This window comes from Neisseria sp., assembly GCF_041804105.1.
GTDB lineage: Bacteria > Pseudomonadota > Gammaproteobacteria > Burkholderiales > Neisseriaceae > Neisseria.
In genome coordinates this window covers 1-20,747 of record NZ_JBHCJY010000023.1, presented here as the reverse complement: position 1 = coordinate 20,747, position 20,747 = coordinate 1, and the positions used below count along the sequence as shown (strand labels likewise).

Here is a 20,747-nt window from a genome sequence, read left to right as displayed (position 1 = left end):
AGACGGCCTTTACCCCCCCCCCCCGCAGGCAATACCGGCAACGCCAAACGGACTCACCATACAAACAAACCGCCACCTTTTTCAGACGGCATACGCCGCGCAATCGGCAACCCGCACCGAGGTTCAAAAAATCGCTTTTGCTTCATCACATTGCGGGTTCCGACAATGGAATATTTCTTGCAAACAGTGCAGCGGGCTTCCGTAAGCCTATAATAACGGTTCAGGTTTCAGACGGCATATCAAAAACCTCTCCGCAACTTCGGGCCGTCTGAAAAATACCCTTCAAAAACAAAGGAACCCCATGCCCCGCTCCCTTTTCCTCGGCATGCCCGATCATATGGACATCTACGGCGTCATGCTCGACGCACTGCGCCACCACGGTTTCGACGTTACCGACCTGATACCGTCCTATCAAAATCTCGACATTCCCGCCGCCGCGAAATTCAAAGCCAAACTGCGCCGCTTATTCCTGCGCGACAAAGCCGCCAAAGGCCGCCTGAAAGAAGAAGCCCTGCACCGCCGCCTGACGGATACCGTCAAAAACAGTTCCGAAGCCGACTACGCCTTGTTCATCCGTGCCGACCTGTTCCGTCCGGAACTCATCGACGCCGTGCGCCGCAAAACCCGCAAAACCTGCGCCGCCTACCAATGGGACGGCCTTGCCCGCTATCCCGGCATCTACGATGCCGTCGCCCTGTTCGACCGTTTCTACGTTTTCGATCCCGCCGATTTACCCTCCGGCAACTACCTGCCATTGACCAATTTCTACTTCGACCACCTTTCAGACGGCCTTGAAGCCGAACCCGACACCGACCTTTATTTCATCGGTTCGCACATCCCCGAACGCACCCAATCCCTGATCGACATCGCCCGTTTCGCCCAAACCGCAGGGTTGCGCACCGACATCACCGTCGCCTGCGGGCGGAACCAAATCAAAGAGCTGGAACCGCAATACGCCGCCGCAGGCATCCGCACCGCCGACCGTCCCGCCGGTTATGCCGAAAACCTCGCCCGTGCACGCCACACACGCATCCTGCTCGATTTCAAACACCCCGCCCACAACGGCCTCTCCTTCCGCCCCTTCGAAGCACTCGGCTACCGCAAAAAGCTCATCACCACCAACGCCGAAATCAAAAAATACGACTTCTACCATCCCGACAACATTTTCATTTGGGACGGCAAATCTTCAGACGGCCTTGAAGCGTTTCTTGCCAAGCCGTACCACGAAATGCCGTCTGAAATCCGTGAAAAATACAGTTTCGGCAACTGGATAAAATACGTTTTGCAGATAGAGCCGTACCTGAGCATCAGCCTGCCGGAACCAACCTGACCAAACCGGATCATGCGGCTGTCCAGTCAAGCTGTTGGCCCGCATATCGGTCCGGCACCGCAACACACACGCTCCGGCAACGGATGCCGTCTGAACCCTTGCCCAAATCTTCCCGAAAACCCCGCCCATGCCGTATATCGAATACGATAACAGTCCCGACCTGTTCGACAACCGCCGTCTCAGCCGCACCCGCTTTCTCGCGCATAACCTGCCGGTCGTACTGGGCTTCAACGTACTGTTCCCCCTGACGGCATGGCTGCTGGACAGAGCCGCAGGAACCACGGGGACGGCATTCGGGCACATCGGCAGCGCAGCGGCGGTTTTCGTTGCCGCCGCCTATATTCTGCTCCGTTGGCAGAACGGCCTGCTCGGGCGCAGATGCAACGATGCCGGACGCGGATGGCGCGTATCGGAATGGCTCTTGAAAATTGCCGCCGTATCCGCTGTAATCGGCTGGGCGCTGCCCGCGTTCGGGCTGCCCGTTTTTCTGGTGATCTGGATACAGATTCTTTTCGGTCTGTACCTGCCGGCCAATCCGCAACCCAACATCAGCGGCGCGCCCCGCCCCGACACGCCTGCCGTCCGTTGGGCGGCATGGGCGGCGGCGGGATTTCTGCTGCTGACGGTTTTGTGGTATAAGGCCGTCTGAAACCGCAATCGGTTTTTCAGACGGCCTTCGCAGCCACTTATCTGCGGTTTTTCCGTATGCCATGCCGTCTGAAAACACCGCAAACCACTTTTTTCTTTCAGACGGCCTGTCGATGGCCTGATGTTTCAAAGGCCGTCTGAAACCCTGTCTAACCAAGAAAGGACAACCACATGAGTTCACAAGATTTAAGCGGCAAAATCGCCTTGGTAACCGGCGCGTCGCGCGGCATCGGCGCGGCGATTGCCGACACTTTGGCCGCTGCGGGAGCAACCGTTATCGGCACGGCCACGTCCGAAAGCGGCGCGGCCGCCATCGGCGAACGTTTGGCGCAATGGGGCGGCCAAGGCCGCGCTTTGAATTCTGCTGAGCCGGAAAGCATCGAAACGCTGATTGCCGACATCGAAAAAGAATTCGGCAAACTCGACATTCTGGTCAACAACGCCGGCATCACGCGCGACAACTTATTGATGCGCATGAAAGAAGAGGAGTGGGACGAGATTATGCAGGTCAACCTGAAATCCGTATTCCGCGCCAGTAAAGCCGTGTTGCGCGGCATGATGAAACAGCGCAGCGGCCGCATCATCAACATCACATCCGTCGTCGGCGTGATGGGCAACGCCGGCCAAACCAACTATGCTGCTGCCAAAGCAGGCTTAATCGGTTTTGCCAAATCGATGGCGCGCGAAGTCGGTTCTCGCGGCATCACGGTAAACTGCGTTGCTCCGGGCTTCATCGACACCGACATGACCCGCGCCCTGCCGGAAGAAACGCGTAAAATGTTTGAAGCGCAAACTTCGCTGGGCAAATTCGGCGACGCGCAGGACATCGCCGATGCGGTATTGTTCTTGGCTTCCGACCAGGCGAAATACATCACCGGCCAAACGCTGCACGTCAACGGCGGTATGCTGATGCCTTGATGTTATTGCAGTAAAAGATGTGAACAGGCCGTCTGAAAAACATTTTCAGACGGCCTTTTGTTTCATAAAAACACATATTTACGCAAATTTTGTTACAATAGTTAGGATTTCGCCGATGGTTTATAAAGGCCGTCTCGCCAATGTTTTTTGTTGTTACCTGACGAATTTCAGCATCCGCAGATAACCAACCGAATATCCATTTTAAAATTTATCCCTATAAAATAAAAACATGCACCATTTTTCCCTTGCCCCCATCGTTATCGTCCTTCTGGCCGCCGTCATCACCGTTATCTACTGCCGGAAATTCAACATCCCTTCCATGCTCGGTTATCTTTTGGTCGGCTTTTTGGCCGGGCCGGGCATGCTCGGCCTGATTCCGAAAAACGAAGCCACCGACTATCTGGGCGAAATCGGTATCGTCTTTCTGATGTTCAGCATCGGCTTGGAGTTTTCCCTGCCCAAACTCAGGGCGATGAAACGGCTGGTTTTCGGCTTGGGCGGAATGCAGGTTGTCATCACCATGCTGGGGATTATGGGCATCCTGATGATAATGGGCATTCCGTTCAATTGGGCATTTGCCGTCGGCGGTGCATTGGCGATGTCGTCCACCGCGATTGTGAGCCGTATCCTGTCGGAAAAAACCGAGCTGGGACAAACCCACGGCCAAATGGCTATGGGCGTTTTGCTGATGCAGGACATCGCCGTCGTGCCGCTGATGATTCTGTTGCCCGCCCTCGCAGGCGGCAGCGGTGCGGAAAGCAGCCTGTGGGCGGAATTGGGTTGGGCGGCCGTCAAGCTGGTGGTTACGCTGGTTCTGCTGTTTGTGCTCGGCAGCCGCATCATGTCCAAATGGTTCCGTATGGTAGCCAAGCGGAAATCTTCCGAACTCTTCATGATTAACGTGCTGCTGGTTATCTTGAGCGTTGCCTACCTGACCGAGCTGGAAGGTTTGTCGATGGCGCTGGGTGCGTTTGTGGCGGGGATGCTGCTTTCGGAAACGGAATACCGTTTTCAGGTCGAAGACGACATCCGTCCGTTCCGCGACATCCTGTTGGGCTTTTTCTTCATTACCGTCGGCATGAAACTCGACATCCGCGCGCTGATAGACGGCTGGCCGATGGTGCTGACGCTGCTGGCCATACTGATTGTTTTGAAAGCTCTGGTGGTATTTGTGGTGGCTTTCAAAATGCGGCATCCCGTCGCCGACAGCATGAAAGCGGCCCTGTATCTGGCGCAAGGCGGCGAATTCGGTTTCGTCATGCTGGCGGTTTCCAGCAAAATCAATATGGTGTCGCCCGAATTGGAACAGGCCGCCACCGCCGCCGTCCTGTTATCCATGATCGCCGCGCCCTTTATCCTGAACGGCAGCGATAAAATCATCGGTACTTTCGTCAAATCAAGCTGGGACATGAAGGCCGTCGATCTGCACAACATGCTCATCCAAACCATGAGCAAGTCTGACCATGTGCTGATCATCGGCTTCGGACGCGGCGGCCAAACCGTAGGCCGTATCCTTGCACAGGAAAACATCCCCTACTTCTCCCTCGACCTCGACGTAGAGCGTGTGCAAGTTGCCAAAAGCGCGGGCGAACCCGTTGCCTTCGGCGATGCCAAACGGCGCGAAGTATTGGAAGCCGCCGGCCTGAAACGTGCCAAAATGGTCGTCATCACACTCAACAATATGCACGAAACCCAACATGTTCTCGACAACATCATGAGCCTGCACCCCGCCATGCCGGTTTATGTACGCGCCATCAACGACGACTACCTGCAAGCCTTTACCGATGCAGGAGCGGAAGAAGCCGTGTCCGATACCAAAGAAACCAGCCTCGCCCTTTCCAGTTACGCCCTGCTCGGCAACGGCCTGCCCTACCAGCGCGTCCACCAGATTATGATGGGACTGCGCCGCAGCCGTTACGCCATACTGGAAGACCTGTTTACCGGCAGCGACGACGAAACCACCTTGTCGGAAGAAAGCCACAACATCAGCCGCCATGCCTTCCCCCTGACGGCCGAAGCCTATGCCGTCGGCAAAAAACCGGCCGAACTGCCTACCGCCGAAAACAGCATCCGTCTGCTGTTTGTACGCCGCCACACCAGCCGTATCGATGTTTTCGACGAACATTTCAATTTGGAAGCCGGAGACATACTGGTGGTAGCCGGTGCCAAAGATAAAATAATTTCATTTGAAAACTGGAGTTTGCAGGGAAATGTATAATTTCTGCAAAATAACGCTTGCGTAGAACCACGCATTTTGGTTTAATACCGACTTCGCAGCAACGCTGCGAAACAATTTAAAGGGTGATTAGCTCAGTTGGTAGAGCGTCTGCCTTACAAGCAGAATGTCGGCGGTTCGACTCCGTCATCACCCACCAGTTTCCTTTCATTGTTGAAAAACAGTGAATGCGCGGTGGTAGCTCAGTTGGTTAGAGTACCGGCCTGTCACGCCGGGGGTCGCGGGTTCGAGCCCCGTCCGCCGCGCCACTTTTCAAAAGCACCGGATTCCGGTGCTTTTCCATTCACAGGGTGATTAGCTCAGTTGGTAGAGCGTCTGCCTTACAAGCAGAATGTCGGCGGTTCGACTCCGTCATCACCCACCACATATTCAGACGGCCTTGCATGCTTTTGCAAGGCTGTTTCCGTTTCAACCATATCCATTCGCGGATATAACCAATCGACTGGTTTTCGCGACAGTTCCCGCGAAATCCAATTATTGCCCATATATGCTAATTGGTTTTCTGTGCAGGACCGCTAAAGAATAATGCACAATTTCCTGCTTATCTTCCAACCGTGTGCAGACAGGAATCCATGAAAACAACGGAAGCTATTATTCAAACGGCCGTCAAACCAAATATGGATTTCCGCCCTGCACAGAAATAAAATGAAGGCCAATCTTTCATTACCTCATTATCTCCGGTATCGATTGACGCAAACATCTGTCTGTTCATATACGTGCCAATCCGACAACCGGCGTATTTTAAAGTCTATTTAAAAACAGTTTATTATTACCAAACATTCGGAACACAGCCTTCACCCGGATAACGGAATATTCCAACACAACATCATCAAAATCCACCCTTCTGATCCAACCGGAACCACAAAGGCCGTCTGAAACAGCATGTTCAGACGGCCTTTGTTTCCACGGCATTCAGCGGAACAGCGACACCATCGTCTCCGCCGCTTTCACGCAGGTTTCCACATCAGCCACAAGTGCGATGCGGACATAACCTTTACCCGGGTTCCCCTGCTCGGTATCGCGGGCGAGGAAACGGCCGGGCAATACTTGGATGGCGGCTTCGCGCCAGAGTTTTTTGGCAAACGCCAAGTCGTCGCCGTCGGGAACTTTCAACCAGATATAGAATGATGCATCGGGGCGTTCGACATCAAACACTTCCCGCAAAACGGGCAATACGCGGTCGAATTTTTCCTGATACAGCCGTCGGTTTTCGACAACGTGGGCTTCGTCATTCCATGCCGCGATGCTGGCGCGCTGGACGGGAATGCTCATGGCACTGCCGTGGTAGGTGCGGTAGAGCAGGAAGGATTTGAGCAGCTCCGCATCACCGGCCACAAAACCGGAACGCAAGCCGGGCACGTTGGAACGCTTCGACAAGCTGGTAAACATCACCAGTCCTTTGTTACTGCGGCCGAGCTGCTCCGCCGCCTGCAAACCGCCGATGGGCTTGCTGCCGTCAAAATAGATTTCGGAATAACATTCGTCGGACGCGATTACGAAGCCGTATTGGTCCTGCAAGGCAAAAAGCGTTTTCCAATCATCCAGTTGCAGCACGCTGCCGCTGGGATTGTTGGGCGAACAGACAAACACCAACTTTGCGCGCTGCCAAACGTCGTCGGCGATGCTTGTCCAATCGGGATTGAACGATGGGGCGGGACAGTTGGCGAAAAATATTTCGCCGCCGCCCAGCAACGCCGCGCCTTCATAAATCTGGTAAAACGGGTTGGGACTGACAACGGCAGGTTTCAGGCCGTCTGAAACGGGATCGAGTACGGCCTGCGCAAAGGAGAACAATGCTTCGCGACTGCCGAGCACGGGCAGGATTTCGGTATCGGGGTTGAGTTTCAAACCGTCGTAACGGCGGCATGCCCAGTCGGCACAGGCCCGCCGCAACTCCGGCAATCCGCCCGTCAGCGGGTATTGCGACAGCTCCGACAGGCTTTCGGCCAGCGCACGGGTAACCACTTCGGGCGTGGCGTGTTTCGGCTCGCCGATGTGCAGCGGCACGGGCGCAACGCCCGCAGGCGGCTCCACCCCCTGCATGGCTTCGCGCAGGCGGGCAAAGGGATAAGGCTGGAGTTGTTTGAACAGGGAATTCATGGCATGCGCTCGACAAGGGCAAAATGGGAAAGGGCTTGATTCTAGCATTTCAGACGGCCTAGGTGAAACGGTTTGTCAGACGGGGCTATTCGCCGGAAAATCCTGATACCCGTACCTAAACTTACCGTTTTCAGCCGGTTATCGGTTGTCTGCGTAATCAAACGATCATGAACAAACGGCTGCCGTTTACTACCGCTATCGTTTTTCAGACGGCCTGACTGTCTCCCCCTGCCCTTTCATCGGATAACCAATAGTAGGCAACACCACTTTGCTGCATCCGCTTTTTCACCGTTTGCCCGTTCCATTTCTCCCACACAAAGACACCAATCGTCATGCCACATCCGTGCATACCCGATACCGCCTACCGCAAACGTCAGCCCTGCACCGCAACAACAGCAAAGATGCCATATTTGCCTGAAACAATGGCGGCATACGGATGATTCGTTAGCGCGGGCGGGCGGAGCGTCATCGCAACTTTATCATTGCCATACCCGCGCAGTCGGGAATCTGTGTGTGGTGTATATGGCCGTCTGAACAACAGGCTGTGTTTGGACAATGTGCTGATACTTTGTTTTTCGCCATGTGCTCGCAAGTAGGAATCCAAGTTGAGCAGGTACGGTTAGCCGCCCCGAGACGGCGTAACCATACGGATACCGAACCGTACCTCGAACGATAAAAGGCCGTCTGAAGATTTTTCAGACGGCCTGATATTTGATTTTGGCGGTGTTTTGGATATTACGTTGATGATGCACCTGCTTCATTATTCCCGTCATTCCCGCGCAGACGGGAATCCAGAATTTTAACTTGCCGTCATTCTTAAATATTCCTGAAACCGTCAGGTCTGGATTCCCGTCTGCGCGGGAATGACGGATTCAGGTTTAATCTCAATTTTGCAAAGGTCTTGGTTTTTGAAACCGTCTTAATTTTGTAATGGTTTTGATCTGGTAACTGCCAGGCTGAAGCCCAGCTTACTCATATGACAAAGGCCGTCTGAAAATCCTTTTCAGACGGCCTTTTCTTCTAAAACATCAAAACCTTATTCCCCCAGCAGCGCAATATCCGCCACAGCGTTCATCTGCTGCGCCGGTTGATTCGGCAGGGAAGATTCTACTTTACGGAGAATCGTTGACTATCCCCATTACCTTGTTGAAAAACGTGTCCTCCTGTGGCTTGACGGTGGACAATTTGCTTAAGGCCGTCTGAAAATTTTCAGACGGCCTTTGCGATTCCGCTTCAGCGGTAATTACTCGCCCAACAGCGCAATATCCGCAACCGCGTTCATCTGCTGCGCCAATTGGTTCAGCAGATTCAAACGGTTCTGCTTCACGTCCGGCTGGTCGGCCATGACCATCACTTTGTCGAAGAACGCGTCCACCTGCGGTTTGACGGCGGCGAGTTCGGTCAGGGCCGTCTGAAAATCGCTGCGGGCGACGGCGGCGGCGATTTTGGGCTGCAAGGCTTGGGCGGCGGCGAACAGGGCTTTTTCTTCGTCCTGCTGCAACAGGCTTTCGTTGACCGCGCCCAATTCTGCATCGGCTTTTTTCAGCAGGTTCTGCACGCGTTTGTTGGCGGCGGCGAGTGCGGCGGCTTCGGGCAGGGCTTTGAAGGCGGCCACGGCTTTGAGCTTGGCTTCCACGTCGTTCAGGCGGCTCGGTTTTTTCGCCAGAACTGCGGCCACGATGTCTTGCGGGTAATCGTTTTGCAGCAAGACGGCCAGGCGCGCCTGCATGAATTCGGCCACTTCGGACGGTGTGTTTTCGTTGAGCTGGCCTTGCGGGAATGCGGCAAAGGCCGTCTGAACGAGTTCGTTCACGTCCAAATCGTTCTGCATCACCATGCGCAGAATGCCGAGGGCGGAACGGCGCAGGGCGTAGGGGTCTTTGTCGCCGGTGGGAATCAGGCCGATGCCCCAGATGCCGACGAGGGTTTCCAGCTTGTCGGCCAACGCTGCGGCGGTTGCGACCTTGCCTTCGGGCAGCGCGTCGCCGGCGAAACGGGGGCGGTAGTGCTGCTCGATGGCGTTGGCGATTTCTTCGCTTTCGCCGTCCAAACGCGCGTAGTATTTGCCCATAACTCCTTGCAACTCGGGGAATTCGCCCACCATTTCGGTAACCAAATCGGCTTTGGATAAGCGGGTGGCGCGCTCGGCGGTGCCGGCATCGGCGCCCAAGGCGGCGGCAATGTGGCGGCTGATGGCGGCCAGCCGTTCGATGCGCTCGGCCTGATTGCCCAGTTTGTTGTGGTACACCACTTGCGAGAGTTTCGGCAAACGGCTCTCGAGCGTGGCTTTTTGGTCTTGCTTGTAGAAAAACTCGGCATCGGCCAGCCGCGCGCGCAATACGCGCTCATTGCCGCGGATAATGTGCGACGGATCTTCGGCCTGCAAATTGGACACCAGCAGGAAGCGGTTGATGAGCTTGCCCGAAGCATCCAGCAGCGGGAAGTATTTCTGGTTTTGCTGCATGGTGAGAATCAGGCATTCCTGCGGCACGGCGAGGAAATGTTCTTCAAAACCGGCTTCCAGCACCACCGGCCATTCCACCAGCGCGGCCACTTCGTCGAGCAGGGCTTCGTCGGCGGCGGTGGTGGCGTTCAGACGGCCTGCGGCTTGGTTCAAAGCTGCCTGAATCACGGCTTTGCGTTCGTCAAACGAGGCGATGACTTTGCCTTCGGTTTTTAACTGTTCGGCGTAGCTGTCGGCATTTTGAATGGCAATCAGGCCGTCTGAAAGAAAGCGGTGGCCTAAGGTTTGATTACGGCTTTGCAGGCCGAGCACATTGATCGGCACAACTTCGCTGCCGTGCAGCGCAATCAGGCCGTGCACGGGGCGGACGAACGTATGCGTGCTGCTGCCCCAGCGCATCACTTTCGGAATCGGCAGTTTTTTTACCGCCTGATTGATGATGTCTTCCAATAATTCAGACAGGCCTTTGCCCTGCTGGGTAAACTCGTACGCATACACGTCCTGCTTGCCGTCGCTGATGATTTTCAAATCTTCGATTTTCGCGCCCGCACCGCGTGCAAAACCTTCCAGAGCTTTGGTCGGCTGGCCGTCTTTCATGCCGCTGGCCACCGCAGGACCTTTTTTCACAATCTGCTGGTCGGCCTGCACGGGCTTCACGTTTTTCACCTGCACGGCCAAACGGCGCGGCGAGGCGTAGGCGGTAAATTCGGGTGTACCGTCAATCAGTTGCGCTTTTTCCAAGCCTTCGGCAACGGAAGCGGCGAAGTGGTTGCCCAAGGTGTTGAGGGCTTTTGGGGGGAGTTCTTCGGTTAGGAGTTCGATTAAGAGGGTTTGGGTCATTTTCGGGTTTCCGTTTTTTCAAAATATCGTTGCGGGCTTTCCAGACGGCATGGAATCAGCCCCTGTATTTTTTAGGATGCCTGTTGTTCCGATAATAAAACGCTTTCTTCCAAAAGGAGGTTTTATAAGCGTTTTTATATTTTTTATTACGCAGCAGCCGATCCCACAGCGGGAGTTTTTCGGCCAAAACCAGCCTGCTGGCATTGTCTCCGGCTGCATCGGAATGCGTCAGATCCGCCAGCAGGGCGATTTGCTCCCGAGAAGGATTGGTAACCAATTCGCAGAACGGTTTTGCCCACGACAGACTGTCCAATGCTTCCAAAGGGAATTCTTCCAATAAATAGGCGTTGTTTTCGATAAATTTCAAAACGCCCTTCTGCACTTCCAACGCTTTGGTCTCGTAATCCTGCTCTTCGTTATTTTTCTGTTCCAAAACGGGAACAATCTTGCCTGCTTCGTCTTTGCGGTAGCCGAGCGTCGAGCCGTCGGGTGAGGTCAGCACGAATTCCAACAATTCGACACCACCGCTTTGCAGCACTTCTGTGTAATGCGGCCTGTCGTCCAAATGACTCAGCCAGCCGTACATGGTGCATCCTTCACGCATGTTTTGACGTGCCGACGGAAACAGGCCGAGATAGAAGCCTTTTAAATCGATTCCGCTGTTTTTGTAGGGCAGGATTCTGGATAAGGCCGCCTGAATATTGCCGGACCAGCCGATATCGATAATGGCGACTTTGCTTTTTCCTTCAACCATATCGGTAAAGTAGGAGCCGAATTCTTCCCTAACTTCCTTGCTTTTGCTGCTGATTTCCTGAAAACAGGCGGCAAAGAAATGGAAAAATTGGCCGTAGTTCGCTTCTGTCAAGACGGTATCGGGAGCCAGCCCGTATCGGGTCATTTGGGCATGCACCTGCTGCAAATCCAAATGGTAGTTGGCACTGATGGATTTCAACGTACGCTTGGATCTGCCGCCGATTAAGAAATGCAGTCTGTCCAAAGGAAAATCCGTCAGACTTAGCGGATAAACGGATTTTCTCGATAAATATACATACTCTGTGTTCTGCATATCGTTGCCGAGAAGTTGATAAATCTTTTGCACCAAGTAGGCATCACGGGCAAAAAACAGTACCTTATCCGCTTGATACCGTACCAACTGCCGCTTCATCCATGCATAAAAACCAAACAAAAACGGGCCGAATACATCGTATCCTATTTTCTGATACGCATTTTCCATAGGATATAGTTTGGCATACTGGGGAAGGTGTATTGCCTGAATCACGGATTCCGCCAATGAGTCGGCCACTTTCGCCGTATGGCGGGGAACATTATTGACCTTCGACCAAGCCGCATGCTGTCCGCTCAATCCCGCCTTGTTTGCCGCTTCGACATCGGCGTGCATATTGTCGCCGAAATGCATCCATGTCTGCGGATTGAGATTCAGCTTTTCACGTACGAGATGATAAAGCTCTGTGCTGTGCTTGTTGCAGCGGTAATCGCCCGAAACAAACAACGTTTCCCTATCGGCCGCATCATACCCCAAACCGTTCAGCATGCTGATTAAGAAATCCTGAGGAAGATACATATCCGAAATAAAGAGGATTTTTTTATTTTCCCTGACCGCCTGCAAATATTTCTGATACCCGTCGCCACTCCGGTATAAAAACAGACGTTCCAAGGCCAATTCGGTTTCCTGCAGCAGTCGGCGCGTTTCCTGCGGCATCGGATAATCTTCCGCCATTTGGTCATAGATTTCGTCAAACGTAATTTCCATGTTGCCTTGGAAATGTTCCGCCCTTTTCAAACGCGCCTTGTATTCGCCGTCCCTTCTCAAAGAAGGGAAGTTTTCAATCAGCTTCGGATGGTTCAATGCCGTTTCCGATGCCATCAATTTGCTGCGGACAGCATCGAATACGTCCATAGGGGCATACAGATAGCGGTGAACCAAGGTATCGAATATGTCGAAACTGACCACTTCGATCCGGCCGGGTAAGGTTTGTTGATCATCCATATGAATCATGAATCCTTTTTATATTTATCCAGTTTATTTATCTAAATCATTATTTTCAAACAACGGCTGCCACTTGGAATGCCGATATTCAAACGACCTTATTTGCCCCATAAATTCATCACCATACCGATACTTGCGTTTTCTTTTCGGATGTCGTTACGCAGCCATTTGTTTTCCAGATATACCCTGTATAAGGCGGCTTCGGCCAAATCGGTAGAACTGTTTTTTTGGTACTCGTCATAGTTCTTTTCCCTGTAATGCACGAAAGCCAAAGTTTCGCTTTGCAGCCATACGTCTTGCTGAAGCATAAATTTCAGGCAGAAATCCCAATCGCTCAACACCGGCAAACCTGCATCGAACAACTCTGTTTTTCTGGCAGCCGCCAATTCGAAAACAAAACCGATGAGCGGGATAATGAAATTGCCCCGTGCCGCTTCACGCAGCGACAGCAAACCCGTTCCGATATGCTGGTTGAAATTCTCGACATGCTTGGTCAGGATCAGATGCCCTTCCACCTCCTCGATAACCCGGTTCGCATGGCAGACGACCCCGCCTATGCTCGGCAGCTTATTTTTTACGTTCCGGTATACCTGCACCGTCCGCAACAGAAAATCAGGCGACCACGAATCATCGTCATCGTGAAAAACCGCCAAGTCGGTATCCAGATTCAGCAATCCGGTATTGGCCGCTTCCGCAGTACCTTTGTTCTCAGCCAAATGGATGACTGCCAAGCGATCCGGAAACGCTGATTGGTAAGGCTGTACCATCCGGTCTATGTCGTCGGCGGAACCCGCGTCGTTGACCACCAACAGTTTCCACTCCGGATAGCTTTGGTTTGTAATGCTGTCCAACGCCCTTTTCAGGAAAGGCAGCCTGTTCTTCGTTGTGCGCAGGACGATACCGACACTCAATGGTTCGCCTTTGGCCAACTTGGCCGGCAGGCAATCCGGCTGTAAAGATTCGCTTTCCGGCACGGAGTTGTCTTTATTCATATTCAAATCACGCTCCATTTGGTTAATTTTATTAATCAAATCAAAATACCCGAGATTGTTTTTCAGGAAAACGGCTTCGTTATTCCAATACACTTTCTGCCAATCTTGAACGACTTTCTCCGGGTTTTCCCGCAAACCGTCCATCAGTGAAGTATTGTCCCGACGCTTCCGGTAAAAATACAAAACCTCCGGAAGTTTGCAGACACGGTCGTTGTTTTGCAGCAGTCTGATCCAATAATCCCAGTCTTCATGAGTGGCCAAACTTTCGTTGAAACCGTTGATGCGGCGATAGTCTTCTGCCTTGTGGACGGAAGGCGTCGGGAACGTATTCCACATCAGCAAATCCCGATAAGTCCGGTAGGCGGGCGGAGTAAACAGCCCCGTTGCGCCGTCGAACAATTCCGTTGCAGGATAAACCAAGGCCAGATCCGGATGCTCTTGAAAACACCCGACGGCCAGTTCGATGTATCTTTCCCCGATAACATCATCCGCATCAAGGAAAACAAAGTACTGTCCTGCCGCATGGGCGGCCGCCTTGTTCCTTGCTGCGGAAACCCCTTTATTGGTTTGGTGCAGCAACCGGATATGCGGTTTGTCGCGAAGCAAATCAGTCAGGTAGGATGCGTGGTTTTCCGACGAACCATCGTTTACTACGATGATTTCAACAACTGTATAAGTCTGCTTTTCAACCGACTCTATTGTTTCGGCAATGTAATCCTTGCAGTTGTAGTAAGGAATCATCACAGAAACAAGCGGTTGGGTGATGGGTTCGGTCATCGTTATTCCTCTCCTTTTGCAGATGATTTTCAGACGGCCTGTCCGACAATAAGGCCGTCTGAAAATTTTTTATTCTTGCAGTTTCGTCATATTCTGCAAAGCGGCGTAATAACCGCCTTTCCGTAGCAGTTCCTCATGCGCGCCCTGTTCGACGATACGGCCGTCATCCATCACGATAATGCGGTCGGCCTGCTCAATCGTGCTCAAGCGGTGGGCGACGATGATGCTGGTGCGGCCGTGCATCAGGCGTTCGAGGGCTTGCTGTACAAGGCGTTCGGATTCGTTATCCAGCGCGCTGGTGGCTTCGTCAAGCAGCAGAATGGGGGCGTCTTTCAGGATGGCGCGGGCGATGGAGACGCGTTGGCGTTGGCCGCCGGAAAGCTGGCCGCCGTTGGCGCCGATGGGCTGGTGCAGGCCGTGCGGGGAATTCTGCACCAAATCTTTCAGGTTGGCGGCTTCGAGCGCGGCCATGACTTCGGCTTCGGTGGCTTCGGGACGGCTGTAGCGCACGTTTTCGAACAGGGTGTCGTCGAACAGGAAAACGTCTTGCGACACCAACGCGAATTGGGCGCGCAGGTTGGTGAGTTTCAGGTCGGCGATGTTTTCGCCGTCGATAAAGATATTGCCCGCGCTGGGTTCGACGAAGCGCGGCAGCAGGTTGACGACGGTGGTTTTGCCGCTGCCGGAGCGTCCTACCAGCGCGACGCGCTCTCCGGCGCGGATGTCCAGGCTGAAATTGTCGAGGGCTTTTTTGCCGTCGGCCTGATAGCGCACGTCCACGTTTTCGAATTTCAGACGGCCTGATACGTTTTGCAGGGTTTTGCGGCCGTTGTCTGTTTCAGGCTGTTCGTCCAGAAAGCCGCACACGGCATCCGAAGCCAGAAACATGGTCTGCATGGGGATGCTGATGTTGGCCAGGTTTTTGATGGGGCCGAGCATTTGCAGCATGGCGACGATAAAGGCCATGAATTCGCCGATGGTGGTGTAGCCTTTCTGGCTCTGCCACAGGGCGATGAAGATTACCACCGCCAAGGCGAACGAGGCGATGAGTTCGCTGAACGGGGAACGCGCGGCGGTGGCCTGGGTGATTTTTTTGCCCAAGCGCACGATGGTGTTGTTGACCTCGGCAAAACGGCCGGCGGCCTGCTTTTGACCGCCGAACAGCTTCACCACGCGGTGGCCTTGGTGGATTTCGTTGACCACGTTGTTCAGCGTGCCGATGCTCTGCTGCGCGCTGGAGATGATGCTTTTCAGGCGGTTACGGTAGTAGCGCGACAGCAGCGACAGCAGCGGGAACATCAGCAGCACCACCAAGCTCAACTGCCAGTTGAGATACAGCAGCACGCACACCAAGCCGATGACAATCAGCGTATCGCGCGTCAGCACGATAAACACGTTGCTGGCGTTGCTGATGGACTGTTCGGCCATCTGCACCATGCTCATCAAAACCGTTCCCGACGGGTTTTTTTGGTGGTAATCAGAAGAAAGAGTGAGCATGTGTTTGAACATGTCGCGGCGGATATGGCTCACGGCCATCACCGACACCCAAGTCATCAGGTAGGTGCTGGCGAAGCGGCAGATGCCCCGTACCAACACGATGGCAATCAGAAACAGCGGCACCGTCCAAACCTTGTTTTCCGTCCCCCAAATCATGTGGTTGAACTGGTTTTTCCAGTTTTGTACGGTGGCGACGATACCGCCGGCGGCGTTTAATTCCGGCGGTGCGGCGGGCGCGGAAAAACCTTGGTTGACCAAAGGTGCGATAAAGGCGGCCAGATAGCTTTCGGTGGCGGCCACGCCGACAATGGCCAGCAATGCCCAGATGATGCGTGCTTTGTAAGGCTTCACGTAAGTGAGCAGCCGCATGAAATTGTGCGTGTCGGCTTTGGTGAAGAGACCGAAGGTCAGTTTTTCTATCATGGAGACACTTTTAGGTAGAAGAAGGTTTCATATAGCTTGTAGAGTTGGGCGTTGGATCCATTCTAAAGGTTGCTCTGGCTTACGGCGTTTTTGCCATCCATGTCGGAAAATCGGGACGTTTGTCCAAGCGCATGATGCGGAATGAGCCGCATTGTGTTACCGGTTTTTTGCTGTATACAGCCAACGTGTCGGGGCGGCTGGCGTGCCATTCGATGTAGCTGCCAGACGGGAGTGGACATGCCTCCGTGCCACTTGCGGTGTCGCCGCTCGCATACAACAGATTGCGGTTTTTCCAATCCCACGCGACATCTATATCATCGCCGTCTGTTTTTGCTTTTAGGGTAAACAAGTTGAAAATCTGCGCTTTGCCATAGACAGTCGCCGTCCAAAAATACGGATAACCATTTATTAGCTCTTCGTCCGCCATACGACCGATATCGCTGTTTTCAGGTAATTTGAAATACAATAAACCGTTTTGGCTACGGATTTCATTGTTTGTAGCCGCAGTGCAGCTATTTAAGACGTATAGAGGCGCAGATTTGGCAGCATTGATTTCAGGATATTGGTATTGTGGTACATCAGCCATACTCCACCATACCTCATCTTTGCAGTAAAAACCGTTTATCTTCGTAGGTTTGGATAAAACAGTTCTCACATCTCCTCCCCAAGTAATACGTACGCGCTGCTCTTCAGGTAGTTTGTTGCAGGCTTTATTATCAAAACCACTCCATTCATCACAATAGGTTCTGTTCAAATTGCGGTACATGGATTTAATGGGTACCCCCTGCCACATCACAGCTTTCGGGAACTCCGCTGTTTCAAAATATTCAGGTTTGAGGTTAACCTTTCCGACAGCATATTTGTTCAGTAGTTGCAACTTGCTGCCTGCCGGTATCACCATACCTGCCAGAGTGGTTTCCTGTAAAACGGAGTACATTGGCTGATTTTCTGGCGCAATTTCCCGTGCGATTTGCCCTATCATTTGCTGAAAGCCCATGGTATCGGCAATCGCGGTACTCGGAAGCTGCAGCAAAACCAAATAAGCTAGGCAGCTTTTGTGGCGGAACGTAAAATCTTGACGCTTCTGAGGCACAAGCAGCAACCGCGCCAGCCATACCAATAAAACCAATGTGGAGAATATCCCCAAAACAAATGCCACGATGAGATAAAGAGAAGGAAACAGGGAAGCGGAAAACGATATCATGATGATATTCCTTGGTTTTCTTTTCAGACGGCCTTACGATTAAAACGGCTTTGTGTCGGCACCATTCCGTTTATTCATACCAAAACAGGCAAAAGGCCGTCTGAAAAAGTTTTATGCCGCTTCCGCTTTGTTCTTAATCAGCGGGAAGCCCAGTTTCTCGCGGCTTTCGACAAATTTCTGCGCGACGATGCGGCTCAACGTGCGGATGCGGCCGATGTAGGTGGCGCGTTCGGTAACGGAAATCGCGCCGCGTGCGTCAAGCAGGTTGAAGGTGTGGCCGGCTTTCAAAACCAGCTCGTAGGCGGGCAAAGCCAGCGAAACGTCTTCCGTATCCAGAATCCGTTTGGCTTGAGCTTCGTAGTCGTTGAACTGTTTCAGCAGCCATTCCACATCGGCGTATTCGAAATTATAGGTGGACTGCTCGACTTCGTTTTGATGGTACACATCGCCGTAGGTAATGGTTTGGCCGTCAAGCGTTTTTGCCCACACCAGATCATAAACATTTTCAACGCCTTGCAGATACATGGCCAAGCGTTCGATACCGTAGGTGATTTCGCCGAGCACGGGCGAGCAGTCGATGCCGCCGACCTGCTGGAAATAGGTGAATTGGGTTACTTCCATGCCGTTGAGCCACACTTCCCAGCCCAAGCCCCATGCGCCGAGCGTGGGGTTTTCCCAGTCGTCTTCCACAAAGCGGATGTCGTGGATTTTCGGGTCGATGCCCAGTTCGCGCAGAGAGTCTAAATACAGATCCTGAAAATTTTCCGGCGCAGGCTTCAAGGCCACCTGAAACTGGTAGTAGTGCTGCAAACGGTTGGGGTTGTCGCCGTAGCGGCCGTCTTTCGGGCGGCGGCTGGGCTGCACATAGGCGGCGAACCACGGCTCAGGGCCGAGCGCGCGCAGACAGGTGGCGGGATGCGAGGTGCCGGCACCGACTTCCATGTCGAAAGGCTGTACGACGGTGCAGCCGCGGGTTGCCCAAAAGGTTTGCAGTTTGAAGATGATTTCTTGAAAAGTGAGCATGATGGGGGCTTTGCAGTAAAGGATTCAAAGGCTGCATTTTACTGTTTCGGCGGTGATTTGGATAGATTTGCGGCTTGGCAGGATGCTTTTCTGTATAATGCGGCCTTTTGTTTCCCGATTTTTGCTAAGGAGTTGAAATGTCTGAAAATGATAAGGATAAAGAACAGCGCGCCGGTTTGTGGGTGGCAGGCACCGCTGCCGCTGCGGCCGTTACCCTTGTCTTGCTGTTCGCATGGGGCTGGGAAACCGGCAAAATCGAAGGCTCTCCCGCAGCGGGTGCCGCTTCTGCCGTTTCAGACGGCATGAACGCCGCGTCCGCCGCCGCCCTGCACAGCCACGGTACGGAGGCATCCGCCGTTTATGCTTCTGCCGCTTCGGCTCATACGCACGGCCACGATGCCGCCGCATCTTCGGCCCATGCCGCACACGGCCATGATGCGGCCGCATCCGCTGCCTCCGCTCCGGCAGCGGCATCCGCCGCAGTTGCGGGTGCGGCAGCCGACGGTGCGCGCGCCGTAGTGGACAACGGCACCGTGAAATTCTACTTCGCCAGCGGCAAAGCCGATTTGGCCGCGGATGCCGAAACCGCCCTGAAAGACGTTTTGGCAGGCGCAAAAGCGGGCAAGAAAGCCGTGGTGTCGGGTTACCACGATGAAAGCGGCAACAAGGCCAAAAACGAAGAACTCTCCAAACAGCGCGCGCTGGCCGTGAAAAACGCCCTGATGGGCTTCGGCGTACCCGAGGCGCAAATCGAGCTGCGCAAACCGGAAAACGCCACCGGCAGCGGCGACAAAGCGGAAGCGCGCCGAGTGGAAGTGGTGTTGGAATAAGATTTTCCGGTATTCCGTTTGAAACGTTTGCAACGGATGACAGGCCGTCTGAAAGATTTTCAGACGGCCTGTTTTTATCTTCGGCTGTTTTATCATTGGCCTTGTTTTGCACAGCGTATTTTGATTGGGTACGGCAGCGTTCACAACCGCCATCCCCGCACAGGCGGGAATCCAGTCGTTTTTTTGCAAGTTATTGAAATAAAATACTTGATGGCTTTTGGGCTGGATTCCCGCCTACGCGGGAATGACGATAATCGGGTGTTTCAAACGACCTAAGCGAATTTTGCAAAGATCCCGACCTGCATACCGCCGTCCCGATATTACCGCCCCCCCCCGTTTCATAAGCCGTCTGAAATTTCATAGACTGTCCGAAACCAGCCAAACAAACGTTTATCCACCGCCAATCTGCCATGCTCCCGCTCTCCGCCCGCGCCACCGGCAACGGCTGGATGCACGGGCTGGGTCGCATCGGCGCGATTCTTTCCGCATTCGTGGGCGCGTGGATGCTGAATTTCGGCTGGGGCTTCGCCACCGTGGCCGTCGCCCTTACCGTACCCGCCGCCGCCGTGGCCGTGCTGTTGGGTTTGAAACGCGCGTATTACCGCCGCAAAGAAGCGGTATAACCAAACCGCAAAGGCCGTCTGAAAATATTGTTCAGACGGCCTAATTTATTGCGCCGTCTTTTTGTGCCGTACGCATTCGGCGGCATATTCCTGCCCCCAACGGTGCATGGCTTCGATAACGGGCATCAGCGTGAGGCCGAATCCGGTGAGCGAATATTCCACCTTCGGCGGCACTTGCGGATACACTTCGCGGTGCACGATGCCGTCGTTTTCGAGTTCGCGCAATTGCAGCGTGAGCATACGCTGGGTTATGGCGGGCATCAGCCGCTGCAATTCGTTGAAACGGCGGGTTTGGGTGTTTAAATGGTATAAAATCAACACCTTCCATTTTCCGCCGATAATGTCGAGCGTGGCCACCACAGGGCAGCAGGTTTCGTATTCGCGGGTTGGCTGTTGCATATCGTGTCCTTTTTTCTCTCGGGGTTTACAGTATAAAAAATGTGCGTACTTGTAGAAAGATTTGTACTGCGTATAATACGCCTAACGAAACAAAAAGCCTATAGCAAAAAAAACTTTATTTCCGGCACTTCGTTGCTGTGCCTTGTCGTACTAATTGTACTGTCTGCGGCTTGCTGCCTCGTTCCGAAAATAAGTTTTTTCTGCTAATAAAAATCTGCAGGCACAAATGATAAACAAAAGGCCGTCTGAAACGGTTTCAGACGGCCAAACCAAACGAAAGGAGCGCATTATGCGTATCGCAGAATTAGACCGCATCAACGAACTGGCCCGCAAAGCCAAAACCGCCGGCTTAACCGAAGCGGAGCTGGCCGAGCGCGCGGTTTTGCGCCAAGCCTATATCGGCAAAGTGTGCGGCCAGCTCACCAATATGCTGTC

The 20,747-nt window shown here is 53.5% G+C and carries 16 protein-coding genes and 3 tRNA genes; 11 read left to right on the top strand and 8 right to left on the bottom strand.

What is annotated here, in order from left to right; genetic code table 11:
- Positions 1-301 precede the first annotated feature (301 nt).
- The 7 genes from ACEYDX_RS02395 (at position 302) to ACEYDX_RS02365 (ending at position 5,496) form a co-directional block, all read left to right on the top strand.
- Positions 302-1,330 carry a hypothetical protein gene (locus tag ACEYDX_RS02395; RefSeq protein ID WP_373740443.1) on the top strand — a complete coding sequence of 343 codons (1,029 nt, stop codon included), beginning with the start codon at positions 302-304 and terminating at the stop codon, positions 1,328-1,330.
- 127 nt (positions 1,331-1,457) lie between these two features.
- Entirely contained in the window at positions 1,458-1,979 is a 522-nt protein-coding gene (locus tag ACEYDX_RS02390) for a cytosine permease (protein ID WP_373740442.1), read from the top strand.
- Between the two features lie 170 nt (positions 1,980-2,149).
- Positions 2,150-2,896 carry a 3-oxoacyl-ACP reductase FabG gene (gene fabG / locus ACEYDX_RS02385; protein ID WP_373740441.1) on the top strand — a complete coding sequence of 249 codons (747 nt, stop codon included), beginning with the start codon at positions 2,150-2,152 and terminating at the stop codon, positions 2,894-2,896.
- A gap of 229 nt (positions 2,897-3,125) precedes the next feature.
- Positions 3,126-5,114: a cation:proton antiporter gene (locus ACEYDX_RS02380; RefSeq protein WP_373740440.1), complete on the top strand. Its 1,989-nt coding sequence runs from the start codon at positions 3,126-3,128 to the stop codon at positions 5,112-5,114.
- Positions 5,115-5,195: 81 nt separating this feature from the next.
- Positions 5,196-5,271, top strand: a tRNA-Val gene (locus ACEYDX_RS02375).
- Positions 5,272-5,303: 32 nt separating this feature from the next.
- Positions 5,304-5,380 (top strand) — tRNA-Asp (locus tag ACEYDX_RS02370).
- A gap of 40 nt (positions 5,381-5,420) precedes the next feature.
- A tRNA-Val gene (locus ACEYDX_RS02365) sits at positions 5,421-5,496 on the top strand.
- Positions 5,497-6,044: 548 nt separating this feature from the next.
- Here ACEYDX_RS02365 and dapC read toward each other — a convergent pair.
- From dapC to glyQ, 7 genes are all read right to left on the bottom strand, one after another.
- Entirely contained in the window at positions 6,045-7,232 is a 1,188-nt protein-coding gene (gene dapC, locus ACEYDX_RS02360; RefSeq protein ID WP_373740439.1) for a succinyldiaminopimelate transaminase, read from the bottom strand.
- A gap of 1,243 nt (positions 7,233-8,475) precedes the next feature.
- Entirely contained in the window at positions 8,476-10,536 is a 2,061-nt protein-coding gene (glyS, locus tag ACEYDX_RS02355; protein WP_373740438.1) for a glycine--tRNA ligase subunit beta, read from the bottom strand.
- 55 nt (positions 10,537-10,591) lie between these two features.
- The gene (locus ACEYDX_RS02350) at positions 10,592-12,544 is read right to left on the bottom strand and encodes an HAD family hydrolase (RefSeq protein WP_373740437.1); all 1,953 of its coding nucleotides are present in this window, start codon (positions 12,542-12,544) and stop codon (positions 10,592-10,594) included.
- Between the two features lie 98 nt (positions 12,545-12,642).
- On the bottom strand, positions 12,643-14,313 hold the full coding sequence (locus ACEYDX_RS02345; RefSeq protein WP_373740436.1) for a glycosyltransferase family 2 protein: 1,671 nt from the start codon (positions 14,311-14,313) through the stop codon (positions 12,643-12,645).
- 69 nt (positions 14,314-14,382) lie between these two features.
- Positions 14,383-16,233 (bottom strand): lipid A export permease/ATP-binding protein MsbA, encoded by a 1,851-nt coding sequence (gene msbA, locus ACEYDX_RS02340; RefSeq protein WP_373740435.1) that lies wholly within the window; start codon positions 16,231-16,233, stop codon positions 14,383-14,385.
- 79 nt (positions 16,234-16,312) lie between these two features.
- Positions 16,313-17,437, bottom strand: a complete 1,125-nt coding sequence (locus ACEYDX_RS02335) for a hypothetical protein (protein WP_373740434.1) — start codon at positions 17,435-17,437, stop codon at positions 16,313-16,315.
- Positions 17,438-17,548: 111 nt separating this feature from the next.
- A complete protein-coding gene (gene glyQ, locus ACEYDX_RS02330; RefSeq protein WP_373740433.1) occupies positions 17,549-18,460 on the bottom strand; it encodes a glycine--tRNA ligase subunit alpha in 912 nt (303 codons plus the stop codon).
- A 137-nt stretch (positions 18,461-18,597) separates the two neighbouring features.
- Between glyQ and ACEYDX_RS02325 the strand changes: the two genes are divergently transcribed.
- The 3 genes from ACEYDX_RS02325 (at position 18,598) to ACEYDX_RS02315 (ending at position 19,913) form a co-directional block, all read left to right on the top strand.
- Positions 18,598-19,290: an OmpA family protein gene (locus ACEYDX_RS02325; RefSeq protein WP_373740432.1), complete on the top strand. Its 693-nt coding sequence runs from the start codon at positions 18,598-18,600 to the stop codon at positions 19,288-19,290.
- An 18-nt stretch (positions 19,291-19,308) separates the two neighbouring features.
- Positions 19,309-19,566, top strand: coding sequence for a hypothetical protein (locus ACEYDX_RS02320; protein ID WP_373740431.1), 258 nt, complete (start codon positions 19,309-19,311; stop codon positions 19,564-19,566).
- 134 nt (positions 19,567-19,700) lie between these two features.
- Positions 19,701-19,913: a hypothetical protein gene (locus tag ACEYDX_RS02315; RefSeq protein ID WP_373740430.1), complete on the top strand. Its 213-nt coding sequence runs from the start codon at positions 19,701-19,703 to the stop codon at positions 19,911-19,913.
- Between the two features lie 45 nt (positions 19,914-19,958).
- On the opposite strand, the gene ACEYDX_RS02310 is transcribed toward ACEYDX_RS02315, so the two are convergent.
- Complete coding sequence (locus tag ACEYDX_RS02310) at positions 19,959-20,312, bottom strand: winged helix-turn-helix transcriptional regulator (protein ID WP_373740429.1); 354 nt, start codon at positions 20,310-20,312, stop codon at positions 19,959-19,961.
- A gap of 226 nt (positions 20,313-20,538) precedes the next feature.
- On the opposite strand from ACEYDX_RS02310, the gene ACEYDX_RS02305 reads away from it, so the two are divergent.
- A partial coding sequence (locus ACEYDX_RS02305; RefSeq protein WP_373740428.1) for a DUF896 domain-containing protein occupies positions 20,539-20,747 on the top strand: 209 nt, incomplete at its 3' end.

Coding starts and splice junctions, on each gene's coding strand:
- ACEYDX_RS02395 (WP_373740443.1), top strand. CDS start 302: ATGCCCCGCTCCCTTTTCCTCGGCATGCCCGATCATATGGACATCTAC.
- ACEYDX_RS02390 (WP_373740442.1), top strand. CDS start 1,458: ATGCCGTATATCGAATACGATAACAGTCCCGACCTGTTCGACAACCGC.
- fabG (WP_373740441.1), top strand. CDS start 2,150: ATGAGTTCACAAGATTTAAGCGGCAAAATCGCCTTGGTAACCGGCGCG.
- ACEYDX_RS02380 (WP_373740440.1), top strand. CDS start 3,126: ATGCACCATTTTTCCCTTGCCCCCATCGTTATCGTCCTTCTGGCCGCC.
- dapC (WP_373740439.1), bottom strand. CDS start 7,232: ATGAATTCCCTGTTCAAACAACTCCAGCCTTATCCCTTTGCCCGCCTG.
- glyS (WP_373740438.1), bottom strand. CDS start 10,536: ATGACCCAAACCCTCTTAATCGAACTCCTAACCGAAGAACTCCCCCCA.
- ACEYDX_RS02350 (WP_373740437.1), bottom strand. CDS start 12,544: ATGGATGATCAACAAACCTTACCCGGCCGGATCGAAGTGGTCAGTTTC.
- ACEYDX_RS02345 (WP_373740436.1), bottom strand. CDS start 14,313: ATGACCGAACCCATCACCCAACCGCTTGTTTCTGTGATGATTCCTTAC.
- msbA (WP_373740435.1), bottom strand. CDS start 16,233: ATGATAGAAAAACTGACCTTCGGTCTCTTCACCAAAGCCGACACGCAC.
- ACEYDX_RS02335 (WP_373740434.1), bottom strand. CDS start 17,437: ATGATATCGTTTTCCGCTTCCCTGTTTCCTTCTCTTTATCTCATCGTG.
- glyQ (WP_373740433.1), bottom strand. CDS start 18,460: ATGCTCACTTTTCAAGAAATCATCTTCAAACTGCAAACCTTTTGGGCA.
- ACEYDX_RS02325 (WP_373740432.1), top strand. CDS start 18,598: ATGTCTGAAAATGATAAGGATAAAGAACAGCGCGCCGGTTTGTGGGTG.
- ACEYDX_RS02315 (WP_373740430.1), top strand. CDS start 19,701: ATGCTCCCGCTCTCCGCCCGCGCCACCGGCAACGGCTGGATGCACGGG.
- ACEYDX_RS02310 (WP_373740429.1), bottom strand. CDS start 20,312: ATGCAACAGCCAACCCGCGAATACGAAACCTGCTGCCCTGTGGTGGCC.